This is a genomic window from Vagococcus penaei, from assembly GCF_001998885.1.
Classification (GTDB): Bacteria; Bacillota; Bacilli; order Lactobacillales; family Vagococcaceae; genus Vagococcus; species Vagococcus penaei.
Window position 1 is genome coordinate 216416 of record NZ_CP019609.1, and the last position, 25510, is coordinate 241925.

At 34.8% G+C, this 25510-nt stretch carries 27 protein-coding genes and 1 riboswitch; of the genes, 3 read left to right on the forward strand and 24 right to left on the reverse strand.

From position 1 onward, the window contains the following. Positions 1 to 7: 7 nt before the first annotated feature. From BW732_RS00985 to BW732_RS01000, 4 genes are all read right to left on the reverse strand, one after another. Positions 8 to 967, reverse strand: coding sequence for a PhoH family protein (locus tag BW732_RS00985; RefSeq protein WP_077276834.1), 960 nt, complete (start codon positions 965 to 967; stop codon positions 8 to 10). A 111-nt stretch (positions 968 to 1078) separates the two neighbouring features. Further along, positions 1079 to 1522, reverse strand: a complete 444-nt coding sequence (locus BW732_RS00990; RefSeq protein ID WP_077275037.1) for a GatB/YqeY domain-containing protein — start codon at positions 1520 to 1522, stop codon at positions 1079 to 1081. 23 nt (positions 1523 to 1545) lie between these two features. Then, positions 1546 to 1722, reverse strand: coding sequence for a 30S ribosomal protein S21 (gene rpsU / locus BW732_RS00995; protein WP_009490206.1), 177 nt, complete (start codon positions 1720 to 1722; stop codon positions 1546 to 1548). A gap of 113 nt (positions 1723 to 1835) precedes the next feature. Then, positions 1836 to 2267, reverse strand: a complete 432-nt coding sequence (locus BW732_RS01000; RefSeq protein WP_077275038.1) for a Fur family transcriptional regulator — start codon at positions 2265 to 2267, stop codon at positions 1836 to 1838. An 83-nt stretch (positions 2268 to 2350) separates the two neighbouring features. Between BW732_RS01000 and BW732_RS01005 the strand changes: the two genes are divergently transcribed. Beyond that, positions 2351 to 3184, forward strand: coding sequence for a pyruvate, water dikinase regulatory protein (locus BW732_RS01005; RefSeq protein WP_077275039.1), 834 nt, complete (start codon positions 2351 to 2353; stop codon positions 3182 to 3184). 81 nt (positions 3185 to 3265) lie between these two features. On the opposite strand, the gene BW732_RS01010 is transcribed toward BW732_RS01005, so the two are convergent. The 8 genes from BW732_RS01010 to clpB all read right to left on the reverse strand — a co-directional run bounded on the left by BW732_RS01010 (position 3266) and on the right by clpB (position 12783). Next, positions 3266 to 4141, reverse strand: coding sequence for an aldose 1-epimerase family protein (locus BW732_RS01010; protein ID WP_077275040.1), 876 nt, complete (start codon positions 4139 to 4141; stop codon positions 3266 to 3268). Positions 4142 to 4159: 18 nt separating this feature from the next. Beyond that, positions 4160 to 4954 (reverse strand): GTP-sensing pleiotropic transcriptional regulator CodY, encoded by a 795-nt coding sequence (codY, locus tag BW732_RS01015; RefSeq protein WP_077275041.1) that lies wholly within the window; start codon positions 4952 to 4954, stop codon positions 4160 to 4162. 35 nt (positions 4955 to 4989) lie between these two features. Next, positions 4990 to 6390: an ATP-dependent protease ATPase subunit HslU gene (gene hslU / locus BW732_RS01020; protein WP_077275042.1), complete on the reverse strand. Its 1401-nt coding sequence runs from the start codon at positions 6388 to 6390 to the stop codon at positions 4990 to 4992. Between the two features lie 13 nt (positions 6391 to 6403). Then, complete coding sequence (hslV, locus tag BW732_RS01025; RefSeq protein ID WP_077275043.1) at positions 6404 to 6952, reverse strand: ATP-dependent protease subunit HslV; 549 nt, start codon at positions 6950 to 6952, stop codon at positions 6404 to 6406. 40 nt (positions 6953 to 6992) lie between these two features. Then, on the reverse strand, positions 6993 to 7871 hold the full coding sequence (gene xerC, locus BW732_RS01030) for a tyrosine recombinase XerC (RefSeq protein ID WP_077276835.1): 879 nt from the start codon (positions 7869 to 7871) through the stop codon (positions 6993 to 6995). A gap of 193 nt (positions 7872 to 8064) precedes the next feature. Further along, positions 8065 to 8811, reverse strand: a complete 747-nt coding sequence (locus BW732_RS01035; RefSeq protein WP_077275044.1) for an SGNH/GDSL hydrolase family protein — start codon at positions 8809 to 8811, stop codon at positions 8065 to 8067. A 117-nt stretch (positions 8812 to 8928) separates the two neighbouring features. Continuing rightward, a complete protein-coding gene (locus tag BW732_RS01040) occupies positions 8929 to 9897 on the reverse strand; it encodes an acyltransferase family protein (protein ID WP_161485492.1) in 969 nt (322 codons plus the stop codon). A 279-nt stretch (positions 9898 to 10176) separates the two neighbouring features. Then, positions 10177 to 12783 (reverse strand): ATP-dependent chaperone ClpB, encoded by a 2607-nt coding sequence (gene clpB, locus BW732_RS01045; protein ID WP_077275046.1) that lies wholly within the window; start codon positions 12781 to 12783, stop codon positions 10177 to 10179. A 330-nt stretch (positions 12784 to 13113) separates the two neighbouring features. Between clpB and BW732_RS01050 the strand changes: the two genes are divergently transcribed. Further along, entirely contained in the window at positions 13114 to 13896 is a 783-nt protein-coding gene (locus tag BW732_RS01050; protein ID WP_077275047.1) for a PHP domain-containing protein, read from the forward strand. Positions 13897 to 13939: 43 nt separating this feature from the next. On the opposite strand, the gene pepT is transcribed toward BW732_RS01050, so the two are convergent. From pepT to xerD, 8 genes are all read right to left on the reverse strand, one after another. Then, positions 13940 to 15172 (reverse strand): peptidase T, encoded by a 1233-nt coding sequence (gene pepT, locus BW732_RS01055; protein ID WP_077275048.1) that lies wholly within the window; start codon positions 15170 to 15172, stop codon positions 13940 to 13942. A gap of 31 nt (positions 15173 to 15203) precedes the next feature. Then, positions 15204 to 16322, reverse strand: coding sequence for a Nif3-like dinuclear metal center hexameric protein (locus BW732_RS01060; RefSeq protein WP_077275049.1), 1119 nt, complete (start codon positions 16320 to 16322; stop codon positions 15204 to 15206). Further along, positions 16315 to 17022 carry a tRNA (adenine(22)-N(1))-methyltransferase gene (locus BW732_RS01065; RefSeq protein ID WP_077275050.1) on the reverse strand — a complete coding sequence of 236 codons (708 nt, stop codon included), beginning with the start codon at positions 17020 to 17022 and terminating at the stop codon, positions 16315 to 16317. The genes BW732_RS01060 and BW732_RS01065 overlap by 8 nt, the downstream gene beginning before the upstream one ends. 174 nt (positions 17023 to 17196) lie before the next feature. Further along, complete coding sequence (locus tag BW732_RS01070) at positions 17197 to 17772, reverse strand: ECF transporter S component (RefSeq protein WP_077275051.1); 576 nt, start codon at positions 17770 to 17772, stop codon at positions 17197 to 17199. Positions 17773 to 17898: 126 nt separating this feature from the next. Next, a riboswitch (FMN riboswitch) is annotated at positions 17899 to 18027 on the reverse strand. Positions 18028 to 18104: 77 nt separating this feature from the next. Beyond that, complete coding sequence (locus tag BW732_RS01075) at positions 18105 to 18809, reverse strand: pseudouridine synthase (RefSeq protein WP_077275052.1); 705 nt, start codon at positions 18807 to 18809, stop codon at positions 18105 to 18107. Next, the gene (gene scpB, locus BW732_RS01080; protein ID WP_077275053.1) at positions 18809 to 19429 is read right to left on the reverse strand and encodes an SMC-Scp complex subunit ScpB; all 621 of its coding nucleotides are present in this window, start codon (positions 19427 to 19429) and stop codon (positions 18809 to 18811) included. The genes BW732_RS01075 and scpB overlap by 1 nt, the downstream gene beginning before the upstream one ends. Positions 19430 to 19438: 9 nt before the next feature. Next, a complete protein-coding gene (locus tag BW732_RS01085; protein ID WP_077276836.1) occupies positions 19439 to 20194 on the reverse strand; it encodes a segregation and condensation protein A in 756 nt (251 codons plus the stop codon). Between the two features lie 28 nt (positions 20195 to 20222). Then, positions 20223 to 21116, reverse strand: a complete 894-nt coding sequence (xerD, locus tag BW732_RS01090) for a site-specific tyrosine recombinase XerD (RefSeq protein ID WP_077275054.1) — start codon at positions 21114 to 21116, stop codon at positions 20223 to 20225. 156 nt (positions 21117 to 21272) lie between these two features. Here xerD and BW732_RS01095 point away from each other — a divergent pair, with 156 nt between their 5' ends. Beyond that, positions 21273 to 22034, forward strand: a complete 762-nt coding sequence (locus BW732_RS01095; protein WP_077275055.1) for a hypothetical protein — start codon at positions 21273 to 21275, stop codon at positions 22032 to 22034. A 35-nt stretch (positions 22035 to 22069) separates the two neighbouring features. Here BW732_RS01095 and fur read toward each other — a convergent pair whose 3' ends face one another. The 4 genes from fur to BW732_RS01115 all read right to left on the reverse strand — a co-directional run bounded on the left by fur (position 22070) and on the right by BW732_RS01115 (position 25328). Next, on the reverse strand, positions 22070 to 22525 hold the full coding sequence (gene fur / locus BW732_RS01100; RefSeq protein ID WP_077276837.1) for a ferric iron uptake transcriptional regulator: 456 nt from the start codon (positions 22523 to 22525) through the stop codon (positions 22070 to 22072). Positions 22526 to 22622: 97 nt separating this feature from the next. Beyond that, positions 22623 to 23504 carry a CvfB family protein gene (locus BW732_RS01105; protein WP_077275056.1) on the reverse strand — a complete coding sequence of 294 codons (882 nt, stop codon included), beginning with the start codon at positions 23502 to 23504 and terminating at the stop codon, positions 22623 to 22625. A 29-nt stretch (positions 23505 to 23533) separates the two neighbouring features. Further along, on the reverse strand, positions 23534 to 24073 hold the full coding sequence (locus BW732_RS01110) for a GNAT family N-acetyltransferase (RefSeq protein WP_077275057.1): 540 nt from the start codon (positions 24071 to 24073) through the stop codon (positions 23534 to 23536). Between the two features lie 100 nt (positions 24074 to 24173). Then, complete coding sequence (locus BW732_RS01115) at positions 24174 to 25328, reverse strand: MFS transporter (protein WP_077275058.1); 1155 nt, start codon at positions 25326 to 25328, stop codon at positions 24174 to 24176. Positions 25329 to 25510: the final 182 nt, after the last annotated feature.

The following is a 25510-nucleotide window of genomic DNA, read 5'->3' on the forward strand; positions in this document are numbered from 1 at the left end:
TATGTCCTTATCTATCCTTTTCATAAGCTCTAATAATCTCAGCGACAACTGGGTGACGGACGACGTCTTCAGCGGTAAACTCTATAAATGTAATTTTATTTAGTCCTTTTAAAAGTTGTTCAGCTTTAATTAAACCACTCGCAACTTTAGAAGGTAAATCAATTTGCGTTTTATCACCATTAACAATCATTTTTGATCCATAACCAAGTCTAGTTAAGAACATTTTCATTTGTGCATTAGTGGTATTTTGCGCTTCATCCAAAATAACAAATGCTTTATCTAGAGTCCGACCACGCATATAGGCTAACGGCGCGATTTCAATAACTCCACGCTCCATTAAACGAGCAGTGTGCTCCATACCTAAAATTTGATACAACGCATCATAGACAGGCCGTAAATAAGGATTTACTTTTTCTTGTAAGTCACCAGGTAAAAATCCAAGGTTTTCGCCTGCTTCAACTGCAGGTCTCGTCAAGATAATTTTATCGACTTGACCATTTTTCAAAGCAGCGACTGCCATAACAACAGCTAAAAAAGTTTTTCCCGTTCCAGCAGGACCAATACCAAATACAACATCGTTTTTCTTTATCGCATCAATATAAGCTTTCTGACTAGCATTTTTAATGCGAATCGAATTACCTTTAGCATCTTTAATTAAAGAAACTTCATATAAATTCAAAAATGCTCCCAAATTATCGGATTGACTCATCTTAATTGCAGTTATCACATCTTGTTGATTAATTTTATGACTTCGCTTTATTAATTCCATTAAAGCCCCTAAAATGCGATGTGCTTGGTCAACCTTTGAAGAGGCTCCTTCGATATGGATGACTTCACCACGACTAGAAATTGATACCGTTAAGTAATCCTCTAATAACGTTAAGTGCGCATCTTGTAAACCAAATAATTCATTTAAATCAACGTGATTATCGATAACGATATCGATTGCTTTATTATCTTCATTAATCAATAAGTGACACTCCTTTTCTATCCTACACTTGTAAATAATACCACATATCTTGAATAACACCAACAATTGCAACAAAAAAAACGATGAGTAAACTCACCGTTTTTAGGATTATGATATTAATTCTTTCACTAAAGCGTTGACCTGTTGACCATCAGCTTTTCCTTTAACTTGAGGCATAACCAACCCCATCACTTGACCAAAATCTTTCATAGATGTCGCACCTGAAGTTTTAACAGCTGCCGCTATTATATCTCGCAGTTCAGCATCCGTTAATTGTTTTGGCATGTATCGTGAAACAACGTTAATTTCTCCTTGAACTTTCTCAACTAAATCTTGACGATTCGCTTTTTCAAATTCGTGAAGAGATTCTTTTCTTTGCTTCATTTCTCGTGACAAAACGGTTAATTCTTCCTCAGGACTTAGAGCTGTTCCTTTTTTAATTTCATCATTTTGTATTGCTGATTTCATTAATCTAAGAACAGAAAGCGTCTCCTTGTCTTGACTTTTCATCGCTACTTTTATATCACTATTTAAATTGCTTAACAGTGTCATAATATCAGATCCATTCATTAAAACTAGTATTTTTTACGTTTTCTTGCAGCTTCAGACTTTTTCTTACGCTTAACACTTGGTTTTTCGTAGAACTCACGCTTACGGTACTCTTGTAAGGTACCAGTTTTTGAAACGGAACGTTTGAAGCGACGAAGAGCGTCATCTAATGATTCGTTTTTACGAACAACAGTTTTTGACATATAAATCCCTCCCTCCAAACTATGTGGTAACCGTTTTTTATATAATAAATTAAACAAAAAACTGTTCGTTATATATTATAACTTAGTTAAGTAAACTCCGTCAACACCGACTTTCATTTTTTTGCACATTTATCACATTTTCCTAAGATTTCAAAGCGGTGACTCTCAATAATACAGCCAGGTAATTGCTCTTTAAAAAAATCCATCGGGCACAAATTAAGTTCTCTTGTAGCCCCACACTCTGTACAAATAAAGTGATGATGGTGATGTTGATGGGCACACGTATCACAATGAAACCGGTACTTTTTTTCGCCATTTAATTCTGTTTCTTCTAAAATACCTAATTGGCTAAAATCACGCAAATTACGATAAACTGTGTCGTAACTCATCCCTTGATATTGCTGATTCATCCATTCGAATACTTCTAGCGCGCCCACATAACGATCTTCTTCAGCAAGAAACGTTAAAATATCAACTCGGCGTTTAGTATATTTAAATCCTTGATCTTTCATTAGTTGCATTGCTAAATCTATTTTATGTTGCATACTGACCACTTCCACTTACTAATTATTTATGTTTATTATATGCTATAATAATATAAAAGTAAAAACTTGAAAGGTTTGTAGCTATGTCCTCCCAATTAATTAATATTTATATCATTTCTGATTCTGCTGGTGAAACGGCAACTAAGTTAGCGAAAGCCGCAATGGCACAATATGAGCACTCTGATATTGAATTTTGTCTTTATCGTCAAACATTTGTTGATAAACTTGATGAGCTTAGACCAGCACTAGAAGAAGCTCGTACTTTAAATGCTTTAGTCATCCAGACATTAATTTCTGAAGACTTGGTTGAATTTTCTAACCAGTTCTGCTTGGAGCATCATCTGTTTACTTTAGATGCCTTATCGCCTTTAGTTAGTGAATTAGGGATTCGTACAGGTACTCCTCCTGCACGAATTCCTGGCGCGACTCATTTTCTAACCCAAGATTATTTTGACCGTATGAGCGCCATGGAGTTTGCTGTCAAATACGACGACGGAAAAGACGCCAAAGGTTTTTTAGAAGCTGACATTCTACTTTTAGGTGTTTCACGTACATCCAAAACGCCTTTAAGTTTATTTTTGGCAAACAAAAATTTTAAAGTCGCTAATTTGCCTTTAATTCCTTCTGCCCATATTCCAAAACAACTATGGGAAGTAGACCCTAAAAAAATTGTTGGTCTCACAAATGACCCAGAAATTCTAAATAGTATTCGCAAAGAAAGAATGCGTGCCTATGGTTTAAATCCAGATACTGCCTATTCTGCATTGGAGACGATCCACGAAGAATTAAAATTCGCTAATGAATTATATAAAAAACTAGATTGTTTGGTTATTAACGTTGCCCAAAAATCAATTGAAGAAACTGCTTCTATTATTTTAAGTAAATTACACTTAGAAAACCATAATTATTACAGTTAACAAATAGTTAAAACGTGTCACCTCTTCTCAAAAATCACTATCATTGAGAGAGGTTGACACGTTTTTTACATGAATTTGATCCTAAAAAATACTAATAGAATAACTTGCATGAAAAGATGAATTAGGTTCTAAACGGTTCATACCAAATTTATTTTCTAATTCACCAGTTGAATCTAGTGTATCAGCAATCCCCCACCATGGCTCGATACAAACGAATGGCGCTTCTTTATCATATAGCGACCAAAAGCCAACAAAAGGCGCCTGATGCATTGCTAGCTTAACTCCGTGCGGTGTTGCGTCTGATTTTATCGTAAATTGATTTTCGTCGACAGTACGTAGGATGACTGCATCATTTTTAAACCAACTACGTTTGAGCATAATGCTCGTATTTGTTTGCGCTAAAGTTGCACAATTCAAATCAACAAATGGCCCCGATAAAGGTAATCTAGTCCGACTTTTAGATGGTGTGAATTCAACATAGTACTCATCAAAAGTCGTACCTGCAACTAATGGAACATTAAACGCTGGATGTCCACCAATTCCAAAAATTAATTCCGTTTCTAAACTTATAACATCATAAGAAATATCTAAGGTATCTTGATTCAACTCATAAGTCACAACTAATTCAAATGAAAATGGATAATTGATTTTCGTTGCTTCAGAACTAGATAATGTAAAGATTGCTTTATCTTTGGTGGGGTTAACCACTTGGAACTCACAGTCACGGGCAAAACCATGCTGGTTCATTTGATATGTTTGATTTTTATAAGTATACTGATTATCTTTCAAGCGACCAACAATAGGAAAGAGGATTGGTGCATGTCGACTCCAATAGTCTTGATTTCCTTGCCAAATATACTCCAGGTTATTTTTTTTCGTTTGAAAACTAATTAATTCAGCACCATGACTCGAAAAGACTGCGCGACATACTTCGTTTTCTAATACCACTCTTTCCATCACCAACAGCTCCTTTGATTAAATTAATTCTGTACACGTTAGTTCCTCTTTAAAGTACTTATTAATAATTTTAATGTACGTTCCTTTCATTCCCAAAGAACGTGACTCTATAACACCGGCAGATTCTAGTTTACGTAAGGCATTCACAATAACCGAACGCGTGATACCAATCTGATCAGCAATCGTGGATGCTGTTAAACGTCCTTCTGTGCCTTCTAAGGCATCAAAAATTGCTTTGACAGCTTTTAGCTCGCTAAATGACAACGTGCTAATCGCCATTTGTACTGCAGTCGTTTCGCGAATTTCAAATTCTAACTCACGTGATTGCTGATACAATAACTGCATTCCAACAACGGTTGCACTGTATTCAGCCAAGACTAAGTCATCAGACTCAAAAGAACAGCCCAGCCTACCAAGAACAATGGTACCTAATCGTTCACCTGCACCATAAATCGGTACAATCGTTGTAAACGCATCAGGTAAATCATCACGTAACTCAATAGGAAACATTGTAATATCGCTATCCATCGTGATATTTTCCTTTGTCATTGTCAGCAAACTAATATTCATAATATATTCAGTTGGTAGTTGTTGTGCAACTAGCATCTGCTGAACTCGTTCATTGTTTACTTGATGTACCACGATAAAACCTTTGACACTACCTTTTTTATCAACAATATAGACATTACAATCTAAGATATCACCCAATGTCGCAGCCATTTGCGAGTAAGGCAACTCAGAATTAGCAATCATCATGTCTTCCCGTTGCAACAGTTCATTAATCATTCTGGTTTTACTTAATAACGACTCCAATAAAATGCCTCCTTCCCCTACCTGAATAGCTAGACTTATAAAATATAGCGACTTAAATCTTCATCATGCGCAATTTTATCTAATTTCTCATTAACATAGCCTTCAGTAATTGTAATATCGGCCATTTGCATGTCAGAAGCTTCAAATAATAAATCTTCTAATAGTTTCTCTAAAATTGTATGCAAGCGACGAGCACCAATATTGTCTGTTTCACTATTTACTTGATAGGCAATTTCAGCAATGCGATCAATTGCTTCTTTCGTAAATGTGACATCGATGTTTTCTGTTCCTAATAACGCAATATATTGCTTGATTAAAGCATTATTTGGTTCCGTCAAAATACGAACGAAATCATTTGCTGTTAAATCATTTAATTCCACACGAATTGGAAATCGTCCTTGAAGCTCAGGTATCAAATCACTTGGCTTACTCATATGAAAAGCTCCAGACGCTATAAATAGAATATGATCAGTTGGAATAGCACCATATTTCGTATTAACTAATGAGCCTTCAACGATTGGTAAGATGTCACGTTGAACACCTTCACGTGATACTTGACCCTGATTATCAGATTTTGATGTAATTTTATCGAACTCATCAATAAAAATAATCCCGTTATTTTTCGCCAAACGAATTGCTTCACTATGGATATCTGCATCATTAACTAATTTTTCAGATTCTTCGTTAATTAAAATTTCACGTGCTTCAGCAACAGATAATGTGCGTTTAATTTTCTTTTTAGGCGTTAACGCACTCAAGGTATCACCTAAGTCAATACCCATTTGTTCTAATCCGTTATTCATCGCTGGTACAGTTTTCTTTTCTTCAACCTCAACCGTTACTTCACGATCTTCCGGCAAACCTTTTTCTAATTGTGATTGAACCGTCTCACGACTCACTCGAATTGAATCTGTTACTTCTTCTTTTTCTTCGTCTTGATTTTGGTTTTGCAATCCATTCATCATTTGCATCATCATATCAAATTGATTGCCACTCTGGCGTTTTTCTTTCTTGATGCCAGGAACTAAAAGTTTCACTAGACGTTCATCAGCTTTTTTCTTTGCTTGAGAATAAACTTGAGAATATTTTTCTTTTTTAACAATGATAATACTTGCTTCAACTAAGTCACGAACCATTGACTCAACGTCACGACCAACATAACCTACTTCAGTAAATTTAGTTGCTTCTACTTTGACGAAAGGTGCATTAACAATTTTAGCTAAACGACGGGCAATTTCAGTTTTACCAACACCTGTTGGCCCAATCATTAATAAATTTTTGGGGGTAATTTCTTGTTGCATATCTTCAGGTAACTGCATTCTGCGGTATCGATTACGTAACGCAACCGCCACAGATTTTTTCGCCACTTCTTGGCCAACAATATATTGATCTAGTTCAATAACAATTTCTTTTGGTGTTTTATGAATAGCTTTCATTTGATTACTCTCCTTAAATCTCTTCTAAGATAATATTATGATTGGTATAGACACAAATATCTGCAGCAACATTCAATGCAGCCTTAGCGATTTCACCTGCTGTCATTTCAGCTCGTCCGTTATTTTTCATTGCACGAGCGGCTGCTAATGCGTAATTACCACCTGAGCCTATTGCTAAAATACCATCATCAGGCGCGATAACTTCACCCGTTCCCGAAACGACTAACATCTCTTTATCATTCATTACAATTAATAAAGCTTCTAACTTTTGCATCATCTTATCACTGCGCCATTCCATTGCCAACTCAACAGCTGCACGCATAAGATTGCCTTTGTATTGATTTAATTTTGTTTCAAATTTTTCTTCTAAGTTAAACGCATCAGCAACGCTACCTGCAAAACCTACGACAACCTCGCCATTATAAATTCGACGAACTTTACGTGCTGTGCCTTTCATGACAACTGACTCGCCCATTGTTACTTGACCATCGCCAGCCATTGCAAATTTTCCGTCTTTTTCGACAGCACAAATTGTTGTTGAATGAAAAGTTGTATATCCCATCTATCTCTCTCCTAATAATAAAATTTAAAGTTACGTCACGCTATGCTCTCGGATGAAAATTTCGATAATTTTTCTGTAACGCTTCCGTCGTAACATGCGTGTATATTTGCGTGGATGATAAACTCACATGCCCTAATAATTCTTGGACTGTTCGCATATCAGCACCATTATTTAATAAATGCGTCGCAAATGTATGCCGTAGCATGTGCGGATGAATATCCGTTGTAAGCGCACTTTGTTGAATTAATTGCTTTAAAATATATCTTACACCAGCCGTTGTTAATTGACCACCACGATGATTAACTAACAAATAATCATGTGCTTCATCCCCTTTAAGTAATAAAACTGGCCGAACATGAGCTAAATAATCGTGAATGGCATCTGCTGCAAAAGAACCAAATGGTACATAACGTTCTTTATTCCCTTTACCGTGAACCAAAAAAACGGCCGACTCAAAATCAATATCCTTTATAGTCAACTGGATACACTCAGATACCCGCATACCAGTCCCATATAATATTTCTAAGAGAACCTTATTGCGTTTATCCAATAATTTATCACCAGACACAGTCGCAAATAACAAATCCATTTCTTTCTCATAAAAAAAACGTGGTAATTTTTTTGTTTGACGTTTCATTTGTACATATGAAAATGGATTTTCAACAATAAATTGATTTTGCACTAAAAATTGATAAAAAGCCCGTAAACTAGATATTTTCCGGCTAATTGAATTACGCTGGTAATGTTTATCATGCAGATAAGCTAAATAAACCCGGACATCTTGAGGTGTCACTGCTAGATAGTCATCATCACCAGTTGTTTCAAGGAAATCAAAAAAATGTGTTATGTCTTCCTCATAAGCATTACTTGTTAACACAGAGTACTGACGTTCAACAGATAAATAGCGCAAAAACTCCATTAAATAGTTCACTTTATTAAGCTCCTTGTTTGATTTTACACGAATAAATGTACCATATTTAGCTATTATTAACAATTGAATTGTCAGAATTTTATCATTTTTACCAACAAATGACACAATTTCTTCACAATTAAAAACAGTCTAAAGTTTCTACTAAAATAGTTAACTTTAGACTGCTTAATTATTATTTTACCTAATCATTACTTTCTAAAATTTCCTTGGCAATTAAAGCTGAAAAAGCCTGTGCGCCATCAGGTACTAAATGGACATTATCGACGTCGAACCATTCAGGATGATTGGCTGAGTAACTTTTCCAGTCAATCACATGTGCATTTCGATAACGTTTAGCTGTCTGCATTAACTCATCGTTCACAGTTTTTTGCCAAGGTCGCTCTACCATGGTATTCACAAAATAAACTTGTCGATCTTCTAGATACGACATGATGTCATCGATATCTTTACTTGAAAAAGACCCATTCGTCCCTAAAGAGATAACAACGACATCTCCCAATTTATTCTCTTGGGATAATTTTTTAAATACTTCTTCGCTATCTACTAGCTGGCGCCCAATTTCAGCATCGATTAATGCCTGTTTAAAAGTTGCTTGAAAATCAGGTGCAGCACTTAACAACACAGAATCACCCACTGCCGATACTTTTAATGTTTCAGCTTTTTTAACTTCCTCAGGTGTTAAAATTGTTGAAGCTGTTGTTGTAGAATCACTTGTCTGATTACTTTTTGATAACGATGAATCAGTTATTTTTTCACTTGTTTCCTGAGTTACTTTTTTTTCTTCAATTAATCGTTTATTGGTCTCTAATTTTTTTTGCAAAGCAACACTGCTATCTGCTCGACCTGATGGTGCAACCGCAAAAGCCGTTCCAAAACCTAAAAATAAACAAGAGACACTGGCAACTGCAACTTTACTCTTGAGAGACAATAAAGCTACTCTAAAATTTGTGAAATCCCACTTAAATTCCCTAGTCACAAAAACAGACACACGATAGGACAACTCGGATAACCCTAAAATAATCAATAACTGGATAACAAAATGAAGTCACTTATGACTGCCATCTAATCTTAATAATTCTTCATAGACAATCATAACAGGAAATTGCCATAGATAAATATCATAACTGCGTAATCCAATCCACTTAAACAAAGGATTAGTTAACGTTTGGTTAACACGTTCGAATTGAATCACAGACCACAATAGTACCGTACAGGCGATACTAAATAAGAACATTCCACCTTGATAAACAAATGCTGTATTATCATTAATCAACATAAAACTAGTAATAACTATAATTAAACTAGTCAAAAAAGCAATCATACCAGTTAGTTTCGGGATTTTTTTTATCCATTCTTGACAATCACGAAGCACTAAAGCTAATAAACCTCCTACTAAAATTGAAAATAATCTCGTGTCAGTCCCGTAATAGATACGATTAATATTTTCAGGAGTATATAGAAACCACATTAATGCCGCAGATAAAATCGTTCCAAGGCTTAAGGTCACCCATAATTTTCGATGGGAGCTATTTTTGTACATCAAAAGTGCTATTATGATTGGCCAAACAAGATAAAACTGACCTTCGATTGATAACGACCATAGATGAGTAAAAGCTGATTGATTCGAAAAACGATCAAAATAAGAAGAACCATTTATAATTTGCCACCAGTTGTTCACGTTAAAAATACTGCTAAGCGTAATGGCTCGATAATTCGTCAAAAAATGACGTGGCAATATTAAAGCAACTGTACCAAAAATCAAAAACAGCGTAATTAACGAAGGATAAATCCGCCTAATACGTTTCAAATAAAAACTCTTTAACGATATCTTACCACGCGTGTGCCATTGCTGTAATAAAATATCCGTCATTAAAAATCCAGAAATAACAAAAAATAAAGGCACACCTAAATAGCCACCTGGCATATTATCTGGTAACAGATGATATAAGATGACACCTATCACAGCAATCGAACGAAGACCATCGATTCCTGTAATGTACTTTCTTTTCCCCACAGACAACACACAACTTTCATTCAAAATACGTCTATATCATATATTAAATTAGTTTAACAAATATTTCAAGAATATTTATTCGTTTTTCACTATCTAATACAGTTAACACAATTATTTTGAATTTTTTATGACCTTTTTATGCATTTACTTAACATTTAAGATTTTCTTAATCAATTTCACTAATTTATATATTACACAAATATTACAAAAAAGAATATAACGTGGTAATTCCTTTACAAAAAAGTCGTCAACTAATCATTAGCTGACGACTTATAGAATTTAATTTTCGGGCAATAACTCAGTTTTAAATTGTAATTGATTATCTAAAATAGTAATAACAACTTTAGACTTAGGTAAAATTTTTCCACCAACAATTTCTTTAGCTAGAGGCGTTTCAACATTCTTAGTAATATAGCGTTTCAATGGTCGTGCGCCATAGATTGGATCATACGCTTGTTCTGCTATCCAGCTTTTAGCTTCTTCAGAAATTTCTAGATAAATATCTTGATGCTCTAAACGACGTTCTAAATCTTTAGTCATTTTCACAATAATTTCTTTCACATTCGCTAAACTTAACGGTGTAAAGATAATCGTATCATCAATCCGATTTAAAAATTCAGGTTTGAAATGACCTTTCAATAAATCTAAAACGGTATTTTCCACTTCAGTAGGAATTGTTCCATCATCAGTCACACCTTCTAATAAAAATTGTGAGCCAATATTACTTGTCATAATCATAACTGTGTTTTTAAAATCAACAACACGGCCTTTAGAATCAGTCAATCGGCCATCATCAAGTACTTGAAGTAAAATATTAAAAACGTCCGGATGTGCTTTCTCAATTTCATCTAGTAAAACAATGGTATATGGGCTACGACGAACTGCTTCTGTCAGCTGACCACCTTCCTCATAACCAACATAGCCAGGAGGAGCTCCTACTAAACGGGACACACTATGTTTTTCCATATACTCACTCATGTCAATTCGGACCATATGTTCTTCTGAATCAAATAATTCTTCTGCCAGAGCTTTAGCCAGTTCTGTTTTACCAACACCTGTTGGACCTAAGAATAGAAATGAACCTAATGGACGATTTGGATCTTGCAATCCAGCTCGTGAGCGGATCACAGCATCAGACACAGCATCGACTGCTTCATCTTGTCCAATTACGCGTTTATGTAATGTCGCATTCAAACGTAAGATTTTTTCACGTTCACCTTCTTCTAACTTCGTCACAGGAATACCAGTTAAACGACCTACGACCACAGCAATCTCTTTTTCTGTCACTGATTCTTGAACTAGTTTAGAGTCATCCGTATCTACAGTTGCTTCTAACTCTTCTAATTCTTTTTGAAGTTTAGGCAATGTTCCGTGTCGTAAGACGGCAGCTTCCTCTAAGTCATAGTTGCTTTCAGCATTTTCTAATTGTGTTTTCACACGATCAATTTCAGCACGTTTTTCATTAAGTTTATTAAAGCCTTCTTTTTCAGTTTCCCACTGCATTTTTAATGTGTTGGCTTCTTCGCGTAATTCTGACAATTCTTCTTGTAAGATACCTAAACGTTTTTTACTCGCATCATCGTCTTCTTTTTTTAGCGCTGCTTCTTCAATCTCTAACTGCATCAAACGACGAGTAACCTGATCTAATTCTGTCGGCATTGAGTTCATTTCCACTCGAATCGTTGCACAAGCTTCATCAACTAAATCAATGGCTTTATCTGGCAAGAAACGATCGGTAATGTAACGATTAGAAAGTGTCGCTGCGGATACTAGCGCATTATCATGGATATTAACACCATGATGAATTTCAAAACGCTCTTTCAAGCCGCGTAGAATACTAATTGTATCTTCAACAGTCGGCTCTTTGACTAATACTTTTTGGAAACGTCGTTCAAGAGCTTTGTCTTTTTCCATATTTTCACGATACTCATCTAATGTTGTCGCCCCAATACAATGTAACTCACCACGTGCTAACATCGGTTTCAATAAGTTTCCAGCGTCCATGCTGCCCTCTGTTTTACCAGCACCAACGATTGTATGAATCTCGTCAATGAATAAGATAATACGACCGTCACTTTTTTTAACTTCTTTTAGTACAGCTTTTAAACGCTCTTCAAACTCTCCGCGGAATTTAGCTCCAGCAATTAATGCACCCATATCTAAAGAGAAAATTGTTTTATCTTTTAAATTTTCTGGGACATCTTTTTTGACAATTCTTTGTGCCAATCCCTCAACAATGGCCGTTTTACCTACACCTGGCTCACCAATTAATACCGGATTATTTTTCGTTTTACGTGATAAAATTCGCACCACATCGCGAATCTCTTCATCGCGGCCAATAACAGGATCTTGTTTTCCTTGACGAACAGCTTCCACAAGATCAATTCCATATTTAGACAATGCTTCATATTGCTCTTCTTGATTCTGGCTAGTCACACGTTCTCCTCCTCTCATCTCTTTCACTCGTTCACTAATCCCTTGTTCAGTAACACCATGACTCAAAAGATATTTCGTTAAGGCATAATTTTTTAGTTTAAACAAAGCAAGTACAATCACTTCAGTTGATAAGTACTCATCTTGAAATGTTTCTCTAATTTTATCTGCTTCTTGTAATAGATTAAATAAATTTTGGCTTAGACTTTGACCATATTGAACATTACCGCCATTAACTTGGGGTAATTTATCAATTTCTTGATCAATGATAAGATCAAATTGCATGATATCTAATCCAGCGTCAGTATACAAATTACGGGCAAAATGATTTGGTTGCATAAATATCTTCCATAGATGCGCAATATCGATTTCTTGCTGATGTCTAGTCACAGCAATTTGTTGTGCTTCAGCGATTGCTTGCTGCATGGTTGTTGTCATTTTTTCAATATTCATATGGTAACCTCCCTTGATTTCCAACTTACAAAATAATTATATTACTTTGGTCAAAATAAGTCAAACAATATACTCACTAACTAAAACGTTATTTAACAAAATATTTTCACTCCTTATTACATTATACGTTGTTTTTTTAAAAAATAAAGTTGTACCTAGCTCAAAGAGGAGTAATTACCCTTAAAATCTAAACAATCACAAAATACTTACCTGTATCCTGTATGTGAGAAGTAAAAATTTTTATGACTAAATGTAAATTATCATTTTTTCAGCACTATTTTTTTAATCAGTGGTACACTATTAGTATCTAACTAAAAGGAGTGGTTTCCGATTAAGTACTATGATCAGCATTTGCACACGCATCACTCATTTGATTCACAAGAATCGTTTGAACATTATCTTAATACCTATCAACCAGATTATTTTGTATCTACGGAACATTTGGATTTTGATAATCCATATACTGGCGGAAAGGATAGTATTCCTGATTATTTAGCTTATCAAAGTGAGATAGCTCAACTCACACAAAACTATTCAACAACTATCCTTAAAGGAATTGAAGTAGGCTATGTTGATACTCATCACGACCGAATAGCCCGATTCTTAACACCAAAACATTATGATGTGATTCTTTTAAGTGTCCATCAAGATGGTGATATTGATTATATGGATGATTGCGTAAAGAAACTCAATCCACAGGACTTAATTATTGATTATTACTCTCGCATGATTAATGCTGTTAAATCAACAGATTTTGCCAATATCTTAACACATTTTGATTATGGTATGCGACGAATCTCATTATCAGTTGAAAATTTTAAAGAAATGGCCGAACCATTATTGATTGAATTATTTAATGAAGTCATCAAAAAGCAACTGGCTTTCGAATTGAACGCTAAAAGCTTTATCAAATATAATAATCGCGCACTGTACGAATACGCTGTCCCTTTGTATCAATCATTAGGCGGCAAGCTATTCACACTAGGATCTGACGCCCATAAGGCCGAAGATTATCAGCTTGGCTTTGATGAGATGGCACAATTTTTACGTGACTTAGGCGTGACTGAACTAGCAACTTATCAAAACCAACAATTAAAAATGGTTCCACTATGACAAAAACACATCAACTGTACTTAGTTGATGTGTTTTTACTTTATTATTTTTGAGTATTTAAACGGGCAATTTCAACAATTAATGATGTTGCTTTTTCCATACTTTCTACAGCAACAAATTCAAATCGTCCATGCATATTTTCTCCACCAGCAAAAATATTAGGCGTTGGTAAGCCCATAAAGGAAATTTTAGACCCATCAGTCCCACCACGAACTGGCTCAATAATTGGCTCGATACCTAAATTAAGCATCGCTTCTTTAACCAATTCAATGATTGACATATCTTTTTCAATTACTTCTCGCATATTATAATATTGATCAGTGATCTCTAAAACTAGACGATCTTGACCAAATTCAGCATTCATTTTTTTCGCAATCTCTACTAATTTTTGTTTGCGATTTTCAAATGATTCACGGTGATGATCGCGAATGATGTAAGTCATTTCAGCTGCATCAGGTACACCCGTAAAATGATATAAGTGGTAAAATCCTTGACGTTCATCCGTTTTTTCAGGGACTTCTTCAGAGGGTAATTGATTGTGGAAATCAATACCAACTTGCAATGCATTAATCATCGTATCTTTAGCAGTACCAGGATGGACATTTTTCCCTTCAATTTTTAATTCCGCTTGCGCCGCATTAAACGTTTCATACTGCAATTCACCAACTGGACCACCATCCATTGTATAAGCAAAATCAACTGGAAATTCCGAAACCTCGAATTTATCCGCTCCAACACCGATTTCTTCATCCGGACCAAAGGCAACCATAATTTTCCCATGTTTAATCTCAGGATGGGCAATCAAATGTTCCATTGCTGTCATAATTTCAGCAATGCCAGATTTATCATCTGACCCAAGCAGCGTCTGTCCATCCGTTGTAATCAACGTTTGTCCCACATAGTTAGTTAAATTCGGAAACTCAGCTACCGATAATTCATACTTGCCATCTTTTCCTAAAGGGATGGTTGACTGGCCATCATAATTTTCAATGATTTGCGGTTGGACGTTTTTTGCGTTGAAATCAGCTGTATCCATGTGCGCAATAAACCCAATACTTCTCACATCATGTTTAACATTGCTTGGTAGAGTTGCTATCACAAAACCATTTTTTTCATTATAAAAAACATCTGACATACCGATAGTAGTTAATTCTTTTTCCAATTCTTTAGCAAAGGCAACTTGCGTAGGTGTCGACGGTGTAGTTTGACTGGCTGCATCCGAGCGAGTTTCTGTTTTCACATAACCTAAAAAACGATTGACTAAATTTTTATACATAATAATTTTCTCCTATTCTTAATATACTTTATTATTTAAATATAAAAGGATTCGTATTTGTCTGACTGACAATAAAATCAACATCCCAGTTCTCAGTTTTTTTCCATTGATTAAAAAGCGTTACAAACTGTTCTTTACAAACTTCTTCAATATAATGTCCCGGATCTATAACAGTTAACTTTTCTTCAATCATATCGTGTGCAGTATGATAATAGACATCTCCGGTAATATAAACATCTGCTTTTTTAGCTAAAGCATCATGGTAAAATTTTTCTCCACTGCCACCACAAATTGCTACTCGAGAAATCATTTTAGTCTCACGATCAGTTACAACACGCAAACCAGTTAATCCAAAGACTTCTTTTACTCTTTCGACAAAACTAGTTAACGGAATGGGTTGTGCGAGGTAACCAATTCGGCCAAGCCCGTAACGTTTGACTAAATGGTCGACCGTATAAATATCATAAGCCGGCTCTTCATAAGGGTGAACTTTTTTAACTGTCGTAATTACTTGATTCATAATTGTTTCAGGAAAAATAAACTCAATTTTAGTTTCCAAGACACGCTCTTCAACGTTTAAACTACCAATCGTCGGCTGGGCTTTAAACTTAGGACGAAAAGTTCCACTACCTTCATAGCTAAAACTACAATGGTCATAATCAGCTGAATACTCACCTACACCAATTGCAAAGAGAGCATCTTTAAGTACCTCAATAGACTCATCTGGTATCATGACCGCTAACTTTTTATAATGAACAACATGTGTCTGACGTAAAAAGTCATCCGCAGTAATATCTAATAATTGACAAAAATAATCATTTAATCCACCTTCAATAATATCCATATTCGTATGAGCAGCGTATACTGCAATATTATGTGACAATAAATCGGCATACATCTTTGTTTGGAAATTATCTGTGACTAAATTATTAAGCGAGCGAAAAATCGGAGGATGTTTTGCAATAATTAAATCAACCTGTTGCTCAATAGCCTCTTGTACTACTTCAGGTCGAACATCTAATGTCATCATGATTTTTTTGACTGGCTTATCTAATGTACCAATTTGCAACCCAACCGGATCACTCTCTTCTGCTAACCATTGGGGGCAAAATTCTTCAAATTTTCGAATAAAATCTGTACCCTTAATCATTCACTAAAACCTCCTCAATTTGCTGAATGTCTTGTTGCAATTTCTTTAATTTCTCATCTTGATTTTTAGTTGCTTGCTTTAATTGATCAATCACACGATACTTTTCTCGAACTTCTTGTTGCCATTTTTTAGCAAAAATCGGGTTTTTTCGAGTTAAGAGAACGGGACCAAATAATAATTCATTTGGTGTTAATTCAGTCATTTCTGTTGCTTTTTCTGCCACAATAATTTCGTAAAATTTATGATTTTCTTCAATCAATTCTTCATCAACAATTTGATAATTATGACTTACTAACCACTGACGTAGAATTTTTTCACCAACATTGGGCTGTAAAATAAGCCGTTCCTTACCTGTAAGAACACCATGTTGTATGCCACGATCTAAAATATCTCGAATCAATGTCCCACCCATTCCACAAATCGTAATCGCTGTGACTTGATCAGTTGGTTTAATAACTGCTAAACCATCACCTAGACGAACTGAAATTTTATCTATTAGGTTTAACGACTCAACTAAATGCTTTGCCGATTCGTATGGACCTTCAACGACTTCACCCGCTATGGCACCACTAATTTGATTTTTCAACATAAGATAAGCTGGTAAGTACGCATGGTCAGAACCAATATCCGCAATAAAATCTCCTTGTTGTATGTGTGTCGCTACCGCTTCTAGACGGTCTGATAACTGTTGATAGTCCATATAATTATTCTCGTTCCTTTCAAATTCATATATAATAACAGTATAGCATCTTTATCTTTCGAATCTATCCTATTGTTAGTGATTGGTATTAATTTTATCAAAATAAATAAAAAAAACAATAAGTTTGAAAAAATAATCAAACTTATTGTTTTGAATGTTTACCCTATAATTCATTTACTTTGCAATTTTTTGAACTCTTCGTTCTAGTACTGGTAAAACTTTTTTATAAACAACAGCAAAGACACTTCCTACTAAAACACCTTTAATTAAATTAAATGGAATAACTCCATACAAAACCATGGTTGAAATCGGCATGCCAAAATCCATTCTTAATAAATTTAGATAAAGCGGTGTAATAACAAAGTAGTTAGCAATCCCCATAAAAATAGTTAGAATAACCGTTGAAATAGTCAAGCTTTGAACTAAACTTTTAGTTGATTTATTTTTACTAATACCAAAATAAATAGGTAACATAAAAATAACAGATGCAACAAAGCCTGTCGTATCCCCAATTAAATTAGGTAAATTACCGCCAGTTGTTATAAAATGTAATGATGATCGAATAAATGCCGTCACAACACCACCAAATGGCCCATACAAAAACGCCCCAATCAAGACAGGAATATCACTGAAATCCACTTTCAACCAACCAAAAACTGGTAGGATAGGAAAATCGAACATCAATAATATAAAAGCCATCGCTGATAATAGTGACAAGACAACCATCTTTTCTGTTTTACCTTTTCTCATGAAAAAAATCCTCCTATTAGGATCACCTTCCGAGACTACTTGAGAACGAAAATAAAAAACGCCAATCCTTTGTCACTTCAGAGCATGACAAAAAACAGCGCTTCATTCAAGATATTCTCAAATAAGCTCTATCTTCTTTACTCCAGACTCTAACTGTCGGTTTTGGAATTTCACCAAATCGGCTACCTGATTGCTCAAGCAGTTCGTGGACTTTAACCACCGGTCGGGAATTACACCCTGCCCGTGAAGACGACCTTTTTTATTTTTTTATAACTTCATTATACATGAAGAAAAAAACAAAGCAAGAAAAAAATACTAATCTTTTTTAGCTGCTACATATAGTTGACTGACTTCTTTTTTGTTAACTCCCGATAATCACCAGAAGTTAGACCATGAAGTGTTAATTCACCAACTTTTTCACGTTTTAACTTCATTACAGGATAACCCAAAGCTTCAAACATTTTCTTAACTTGGTGGTTACGACCTTCGCGAATCACTAACTCAACAATTGATGTACCTTTTTTACGATCAGTTGATAAAATTTTATATGAGGCTGGCGCTGTCTTTCGTTTATCAATGACAATACCCGTTTGTAAAGGTTTTAACTCTTTATTATGTGGTGTACCTTCAATTTTTGCGACATAAGTCTTTGTCATTTCATGTTTGGGATGCATAAATAAATTAGCAAATTCACCATCATTCGTCATAAGAAGAGCACCTGATGTATCATAATCTAAACGACCGACTGGAAAAATTCGTTCCGCTACGTGAGGAAAGAAATCTGTCACAACTTTACGACCTTTATCATCAGATACAGCTGAAATCACGCCTCTTGGTTTATAAAGTAAAAAATACACTGGCTCTTCTTGATAAACAGGTACTCCATCGACTTCAATTCGATCATTTTTGCTGACCTTTACACCCTGTTCTTTAATAACTTTCCCATTAACAGAAATACGACCTTGAGCAATTAAGTCTTCTGACTTTCGTCGTGATGCGACACCACAATTTGCTAATACTTTTTGTAAACGTTCCACTATAACTCCTCCTCAATTTGACTACCTTCGTAATCACTGTCTAATTCATCAAATTTTTCTTTAAAACGATCAAAAAACAAATCCGTTGATTCAATAACAGATGCTTCTTCTTCTAGTTCTTGAATCGATGGTAAATCTTCTAACGATTTTAAACCAAAATAATCCATAAAATAATCAGTCACTCCATATAGTATAGGGCGACCTGGTCCTTCAACTCGACCTTTTTCTTCAATTAATTGGCGACTTGCTAAACGTTGCAATGGACCTGAAGATTTAACCCCCCTAATCTGATCGATTTCAGCACGCGTAATCGGTTGATTGTAAGCGATAATTGCCAAACATTCAATTGCAGCTTGTGAAATCGACTGTTTTATAGAAGATTGAGCATATTCTTTCAACAGGTCAGCATGCACGGCCTTAGTCACTAAAATAAATCGGTGATTGACCTCCATAATCTTCAAAGCACTCATATCATTTTTCTCATAATCTGTTTTAAGTTCTGTTATCAATTGAAAACATGTTTCTGTTTTTTCGTTTAAAAAATATGCTAATTCATTTAGCGTTAAGCCTTCATTGCCAGAAACAAATAATAATGCTTCAAGTTGTGTTCTTTTATTCATATGTCGCCTCTACTTATTAAAATTTCGATATAACATGATTGGTTGATGACTAGCCGTTTGTTTAGCGACTACCATACCAGCTTTCATTAATTCTAAAATCGCCATAAATGTCGTCACAATCTCAGATCGGTTGGCCACGGTAAATAGTTCAGAAAAAACTAATGCCTCTTGTACATCTAGCCGTGTCAGCCTCTCGCTAATATTAGCAAGTTTTTCTTCAATTGTATACGAGTCCGCTGTAATACTGACGTCGTCATAATATTCAACCTCTTTTTTTCGTTGAATAACCTCATGAACAGCTAAAAACAAATCAATCATTGTAATTTCATTTTCTTCTAATGGTACAAAATCTGCTTTGACATGCTCTAAATTCGCCGGTTCTCTTGTGAAAAACTGTTCTCGGACACTCTCTTTTTCACGTAAAACGGTAGCAGCATATTTATACTTTCGATACTCTAAAAGCTGTGTAACTAACTGCTCTCTCGGATCGACTTCTTCACAATAATCACTATCAGTAGCAATTGATTCTGCAACTTGTGGGATTAATAGCTTACTTTTGATTGACATCAATGTTGCTGCCATTACAATATAATCACCAGCTATTTCCAAATCCAAGACTTTCATGGAATGAATATAAGCCATGTACTGATCGGTAATTTGAGCAATTGGAATATCATAAATATCAATTTCTAAGGTCTTAATTAAATGTAGCAACAAGTCAAGCGGTCCCTCAAAAACATCTAATTTAACTTTTAATTCTTCCATAACCATTCAAACATCCTATTCATTTAAACTATGCACGCGGGAAATACTGTTTATAAACATCAGCCATACGCTGCTTACTAATATGCGTATAAATTTGGGTTGTCGAAATATCCGCATGCCCGAGCAACTCTTGAACAACCCGTAAATCAGCTCCGTTCTCAAGTAAATGAGTTGCAAAACTATGGCGCAGAGTGTGTGGTGTAACAGTTTTCGTAATTCCAGCCGTTAGAACATATTCTTTCAGATTTTTCCAGATTCCTTGACGTGAAAATCCAGTTCCTTGATAATTCAAAAAAAGAAACGTCGGTGAGTCTCGTCGATTGTGAGCTAACAAACTAGGACGTGACTCACTTAGATATCGATTAATCCAATTAATTGCAACGTCGCCCAAAGGAACAATTCGCTCTTTATCTCCTTTACCTATTGTGCGAAGTAGTCCCAAAGACAAATGCAGATCATCTAATTTCAGCGTAATTAATTCAGTCACCCTTAGCCCTGTCGCATACATCACCTCTAAAATCGCTCGGTCGCGGATTCCTAAAACTGTTGATGTATCAGGCGATTCAATGATCCGTTCAACCTCAGCAACTGATAACGTTTGGGGTAATGTTTGCTTTTTTTTTGGTGTATCAATATGCTGCATAGGATCAATATCTGTAAACCGTTCTTGTCTTAAAAACTGATGAAACTTACGCAAGCTAGAGACCATCCTGATAATTGTAGCGGACGACTTACCATCTGTTCTTAATTTTTCTAAAAAATCAAGAATAATAAAACGATCTAACTGGTCCCAATTAAGCTGATTAGTCTCTTTTAAATAAGTCAAATATTGCTCTAAGTCTCGTCGATAACTTGAAATAGTATTTTCAGACAGACCACGCTCAATTTTTAAATAATGAATATATTCTTCAAGCTCATTCATTGCTATCCCTCACTTATCGTTCTTCATTGTAACAGGTTATAGTTGCAAATACTATTATTATGTTAACTATTTTTGATTATTTTCTATTTACTGATAGACTTTTTTTACGTATCCATATACAATAAAGCTATTGCTAAAAAAATAGGGGGGAACTAGGTGTTTCCAAAGAAGAGTGACTTTAAAAACTTGGAGCTCTTTCCGATTATTGGAGTTAATGCGGATAATTATCTTAATGAAATTGAAGACATCTATCAAGAAAAAATCAAATTTTTCAAGATGTCACTTCTTCTAATTTTTCCAATTATTATCGTTTTAACTTTTTTCTTCTACAATCATTTTAAATTATCATTATTGATGACTGGCTTCTACTTGGTATTGCTATTATTAACTAGTTTTTTCATGATTTCTATTCCTATTTACAGATATTTAACTGCTGATTTAAGATTTCAGGAAAATAACCTTAAAGAAACGATTGATACTCATTTAACAGAATTAGCTAATCAAGAGTATTTCACAAAAAATGCTCGTGCAAAGCGCTTGTTAAATCAAGAATTCCAACTCATTAAATTGCAACCTGTTAAAAAAACTGATATTAACATGATTAAGTGGAACGAAAAAATTTCTAGTAAAACGATGAGCTTCTACCATATTGAAAAAACAACTGATTTAATTAAAGAAACACACTGTTTTTATCAAAATCGTCCGTTAAAACCAATTGTTTTAGTGACTATAGCGATTCAAGATAAACAACATAAATTTAGAACATGGACAACTCTGCCAATTGAGTTTGAATTGGTTGACGGTCTTGTGAGTGAACAAATCACTTTTTTAGAGAAAGATGACTATATTGTGAACCCTAAGATATTAATTGATCGCTATCACTTTAGAGAACTTTATGATAATCGCTTAAAAAAATAAAGGCTTGCGAATGACTTCATTCGGCAAGCCTTTATTTAATTTTTACTTACTTGACAATGATAACAAATTCCATGAAACGTTAAACGATGATCTGTAACCTTAAATCGGTAATCACGCTCCACAATTTTTTCAACATCATCCAATAAATCCTCTTCAATTTCTTCAATTGCACCACATTCGACACATAATAGATGATGATGAAAATGTTTGGCACCATCTTTTCGCATATCATACCGTGATAATCCGTCATCAAAATTTACTTTATTCAAAATATTTAAATCAGTCAACATTTCTAATGTCCGATAAACTGTCGCTAACCCAATATCAGGCGTTTTTAATTTAACTAACATATAGATTTCTTCAGCAGACAAATGGTCTTTTTCATTTTCTAACAAAACCAGCACAGTCGCTTCACGTTGAGGCGTTAACTTATAATTTGCTTCATGTAGTTTTTTTTTGACTTTATTTAAAGCAGTTAATGTTTGCTCCACCACTTAACGCTCTCCTTTTTAAACTTATTATAATATAGAAGTAGCATTCACAGACTTCATTTAGACTAATTATAATTTATTGCCCCAGTAAAATCAACTACTCTTCTGAAGAATCCACTGATTCAATTAAATAGGTATACTCATCATCTTGTTTAATTAAACCATTTTTCAATAAATTGCCCAAAGCTCGTTTAAATTGGCCTTTACTAATTGCGAACATTTGTTTAATATCTTCTGGTGATGACTTATCCGTAAATTTTATTTTATGCTCTGGTGACCGTTTTAAGAAAGTCAGAATCATTTCAGCATCAGACGAAATCACTTCGTGCGCACGTGGTTTTAACGATACATTTAACACACCATCTGGACGAACACCAATTACTCGTCCAGCCACTTCCTCGCCCAAACGCGGTTCAACAAAACGCTCAGACGGGTGAATGAAGCCAATGTAATAGTCACTCGTAATAAAATAAGTTCCTACCAATTTTAGACGATAAACAATGCCTCGAACATCTTTATTATGCATTGCTTCAGCCGTCGCTGGACGTGACATAGCTAAAAATTGTTTGTCATCAGCTAAAGTGACCCATAGACGTGACTTGTCATCAACAGTTAACATAACTAATACGTGATCGCCTTTCTTAGGCCAAAGCTCTTTCATTGTTGGTAGCTCATCAATCGATAAAACTACCTCTTTATCCGGTAAGCCAATATCAACAAAGGCACCTAAATCTTTTCTAGTAGCAACCACTTTTGCAAATCCAAAAACACCTTTTCTGACATGAGGTAACTTCGTTGTGAATTTTAAAGTATCTTGCTGATTTCGATACCCAAAACCTTCAACCATATCACCAATTGCAAATTGTTCTTCTTCTGTTTTGTCCAAACTAAATGTCATCCCATTTTTTTGAACAAAATAATGCGTGTCATTCTCATCAGTAATAAGACCTTGCCACACATTCCCTAATAATTCTTCCATCTTCATCATCCTCTCGATTGTTTAGTATATCATAATTCACTTAATAATTTAGGATTTATCATGTGATATAAAGAAATTAAATAGTGATTCAAATCAAAATCCGGTCTTGCTTGAATGGTCAATGTCAAAATAACAAACTCGACACCTAATAAATTATACTGTAGAGATGTTTTAATGGCTCCATTTTTAAAATAAAAATCTAGTCGTCGCTCTCTGATAGATTTTTCCTCGGTAGTTGTAGCCACAATCGGATCTTCACACTCCAAAATAATCGTATCTGCAATGCGTTGGTCTTTCATCCAAGTAATCATCTGACTCCCAATACCTTGTCCTCGATATTTTGGATTAACCGCAAAATAATCAAGTAACTTGAATTTTTCATCTTGCCAAACAAAACATGCGTAGCCTAGACACTCGTTTTCTTTTTCTAAAATATAACATGCATACCTGCCTTGTTTCATTAATTTTTGAATTAAAGCAAGCGGCTTCAACTCATCTGCTGGAAAGTCATTGACCATAAAAGTCAGATAAATATCCGATAATTCAGTAAGCGTAATTTTTTTAAACATCTTAGCTAGTACCTCCCAATCTAATATGACTGTGATAAAAAGGCTAGATAAAACAATTCTGTTTTATCTAGCACCCGTTGATATAAAAAATTCCAAAAAATTAATTGGTTGTTTTTTTCCAAAACATTGATAGCATTGTTGTAAATAATAAAATCAATGCAGAAACATAATATGGATAGAAATGATTAATATCAAATAAAATCCCAGAAGCCATTGGTCCAAGAATATTACCAAAACTTGTAAATGTTGAGTTTAAGCCATTAATTGTTCCCTGGTTATCTCCAGCATGACGTGATAAATAGGTCGTAATTGCTGGACGTAGCATATCAAACGCTAAAAATACAACGAATGTACTAACAGCCACGACCCATTTATTATGATTGACTGCTATAACACCAATAAAAATAGCACTAGCTAGGAAAGAAATACGAATTAAACCAACTTCACCAATTTTACGAACGATTGGATCAAAGAAAGCTAACTGAAAAATCAAGGCTAGTACACCACTAACCGTTATTAACATAGCTATCTCTGCAGTTGAAAAGCCAAAGTTAATCGATGCCATCACACTATAAATTGACTCAAATGCTTGTAATCCAAAACTTGAAATTAAAATAATGACAAACGGAAATGCAAAGATTGGATTTTTTAACGTTTCCATAAATGAACCCTTAGGTGTTGTATGATCACGAACAATTTTCTTCTCATACTCTTTAAGAACAAACATTGCCATTAAACCACCTAAAACAGCTAAAAATCCGGCTACAAAGAAAGGTACACGAATGCCAAAATGAGCAATAAAGCCACCCAGACCAGGTCCTATGATAAAACCACCACTAATCGCAGCGGATACTAGTCCCATTGCTTTAGGACGTTCCTCTAGTGTCGTAATATCAGCCACATAAGCTGTAACCGACGGCATAATTAATGCTGCTGCAATTCCGCCTAAAAAACGCGAAAAATATAGCCACGCAACATTTTGCCCTAAACCAAAAATAACTTCAGAAAGAGCAAAAACGAACATCCCTGCAACAATCAATTTTTTACGACCAAATTTATCTGATATATAACCTGCGATAGGTGAAGCAAGTAATTGAGAAAAAGCTAGCACTGCCACCAAGGCGCCCATAGTGGTTCCGGTCAGCCCCATCTCTTTTTGTAGCATCGGTAATACTGGTACAATCAAGCCGACACCTAAAAAAACTAAAAATAAATTCATAATAGCTAAATACAACATTGTTTTTTTATTTTCCATATAGACCCCTCCAATCAAATTCAACCCTTTCAGTTTACACTATTCTTCCTAAATTTTGCCAATATTAAGATAGATTATGAGTAAAATCTTAGATTTAGATAAAAATAATAGTAAACAGTTGACAAAGCAGCTAACCTAAAAATAAGATAGCTGCTTTGTTTGAGATGTCTGAATTTAACTAA

Coding starts and splice junctions, on each gene's coding strand:
- clpB (WP_077275046.1), bottom strand. CDS start 12,783: ATGAATATTGAAAAAATGACAACAACCATGCAGCAAGCAATCGCTGAA.
- BW732_RS01070 (WP_077275051.1), bottom strand. CDS start 17,772: ATGAGAAAAGGTAAAACAGAAAAGATGGTTGTCTTGTCACTATTATCA.
- hslU (WP_077275042.1), bottom strand. CDS start 6,390: ATGAAAGCTATTCATAAAACACCAAAAGAAATTGTTATTGAACTAGAT.
- BW732_RS01105 (WP_077275056.1), bottom strand. CDS start 23,504: ATGGAAGAATTATTAGGGAATGTGTGGCAAGGTCTTATTACTGATGAG.
- BW732_RS01085 (WP_077276836.1), bottom strand. CDS start 20,194: ATGGAAGAATTAAAAGTTAAATTAGATGTTTTTGAGGGACCGCTTGAC.
- xerC (WP_077276835.1), bottom strand. CDS start 7,871: ATGGAGTTTTTGCGCTATTTATCTGTTGAACGTCAGTACTCTGTGTTA.
- BW732_RS01005 (WP_077275039.1), top strand. CDS start 2,351: ATGTCCTCCCAATTAATTAATATTTATATCATTTCTGATTCTGCTGGT.
- BW732_RS01065 (WP_077275050.1), bottom strand. CDS start 17,022: ATGGACTATCAACAGTTATCAGACCGTCTAGAAGCGGTAGCGACACAC.
- BW732_RS01010 (WP_077275040.1), bottom strand. CDS start 4,141: ATGGAAAGAGTGGTATTAGAAAACGAAGTATGTCGCGCAGTCTTTTCG.
- BW732_RS00990 (WP_077275037.1), bottom strand. CDS start 1,522: ATGACACTGTTAAGCAATTTAAATAGTGATATAAAAGTAGCGATGAAA.
- BW732_RS01115 (WP_077275058.1), bottom strand. CDS start 25,328: ATGGAAAATAAAAAAACAATGTTGTATTTAGCTATTATGAATTTATTT.
- xerD (WP_077275054.1), bottom strand. CDS start 21,116: ATGAATGAGCTTGAAGAATATATTCATTATTTAAAAATTGAGCGTGGT.
- BW732_RS01060 (WP_077275049.1), bottom strand. CDS start 16,322: ATGATTAAGGGTACAGATTTTATTCGAAAATTTGAAGAATTTTGCCCC.
- pepT (WP_077275048.1), bottom strand. CDS start 15,172: ATGTATAAAAATTTAGTCAATCGTTTTTTAGGTTATGTGAAAACAGAA.
- hslV (WP_077275043.1), bottom strand. CDS start 6,952: ATGGGATATACAACTTTTCATTCAACAACAATTTGTGCTGTCGAAAAA.
- scpB (WP_077275053.1), bottom strand. CDS start 19,429: ATGAATAAAAGAACACAACTTGAAGCATTATTATTTGTTTCTGGCAAT.
- rpsU (WP_009490206.1), bottom strand. CDS start 1,722: ATGTCAAAAACTGTTGTTCGTAAAAACGAATCATTAGATGACGCTCTT.
- BW732_RS01000 (WP_077275038.1), bottom strand. CDS start 2,267: ATGCAACATAAAATAGATTTAGCAATGCAACTAATGAAAGATCAAGGA.
- BW732_RS01110 (WP_077275057.1), bottom strand. CDS start 24,073: ATGTTTAAAAAAATTACGCTTACTGAATTATCGGATATTTATCTGACT.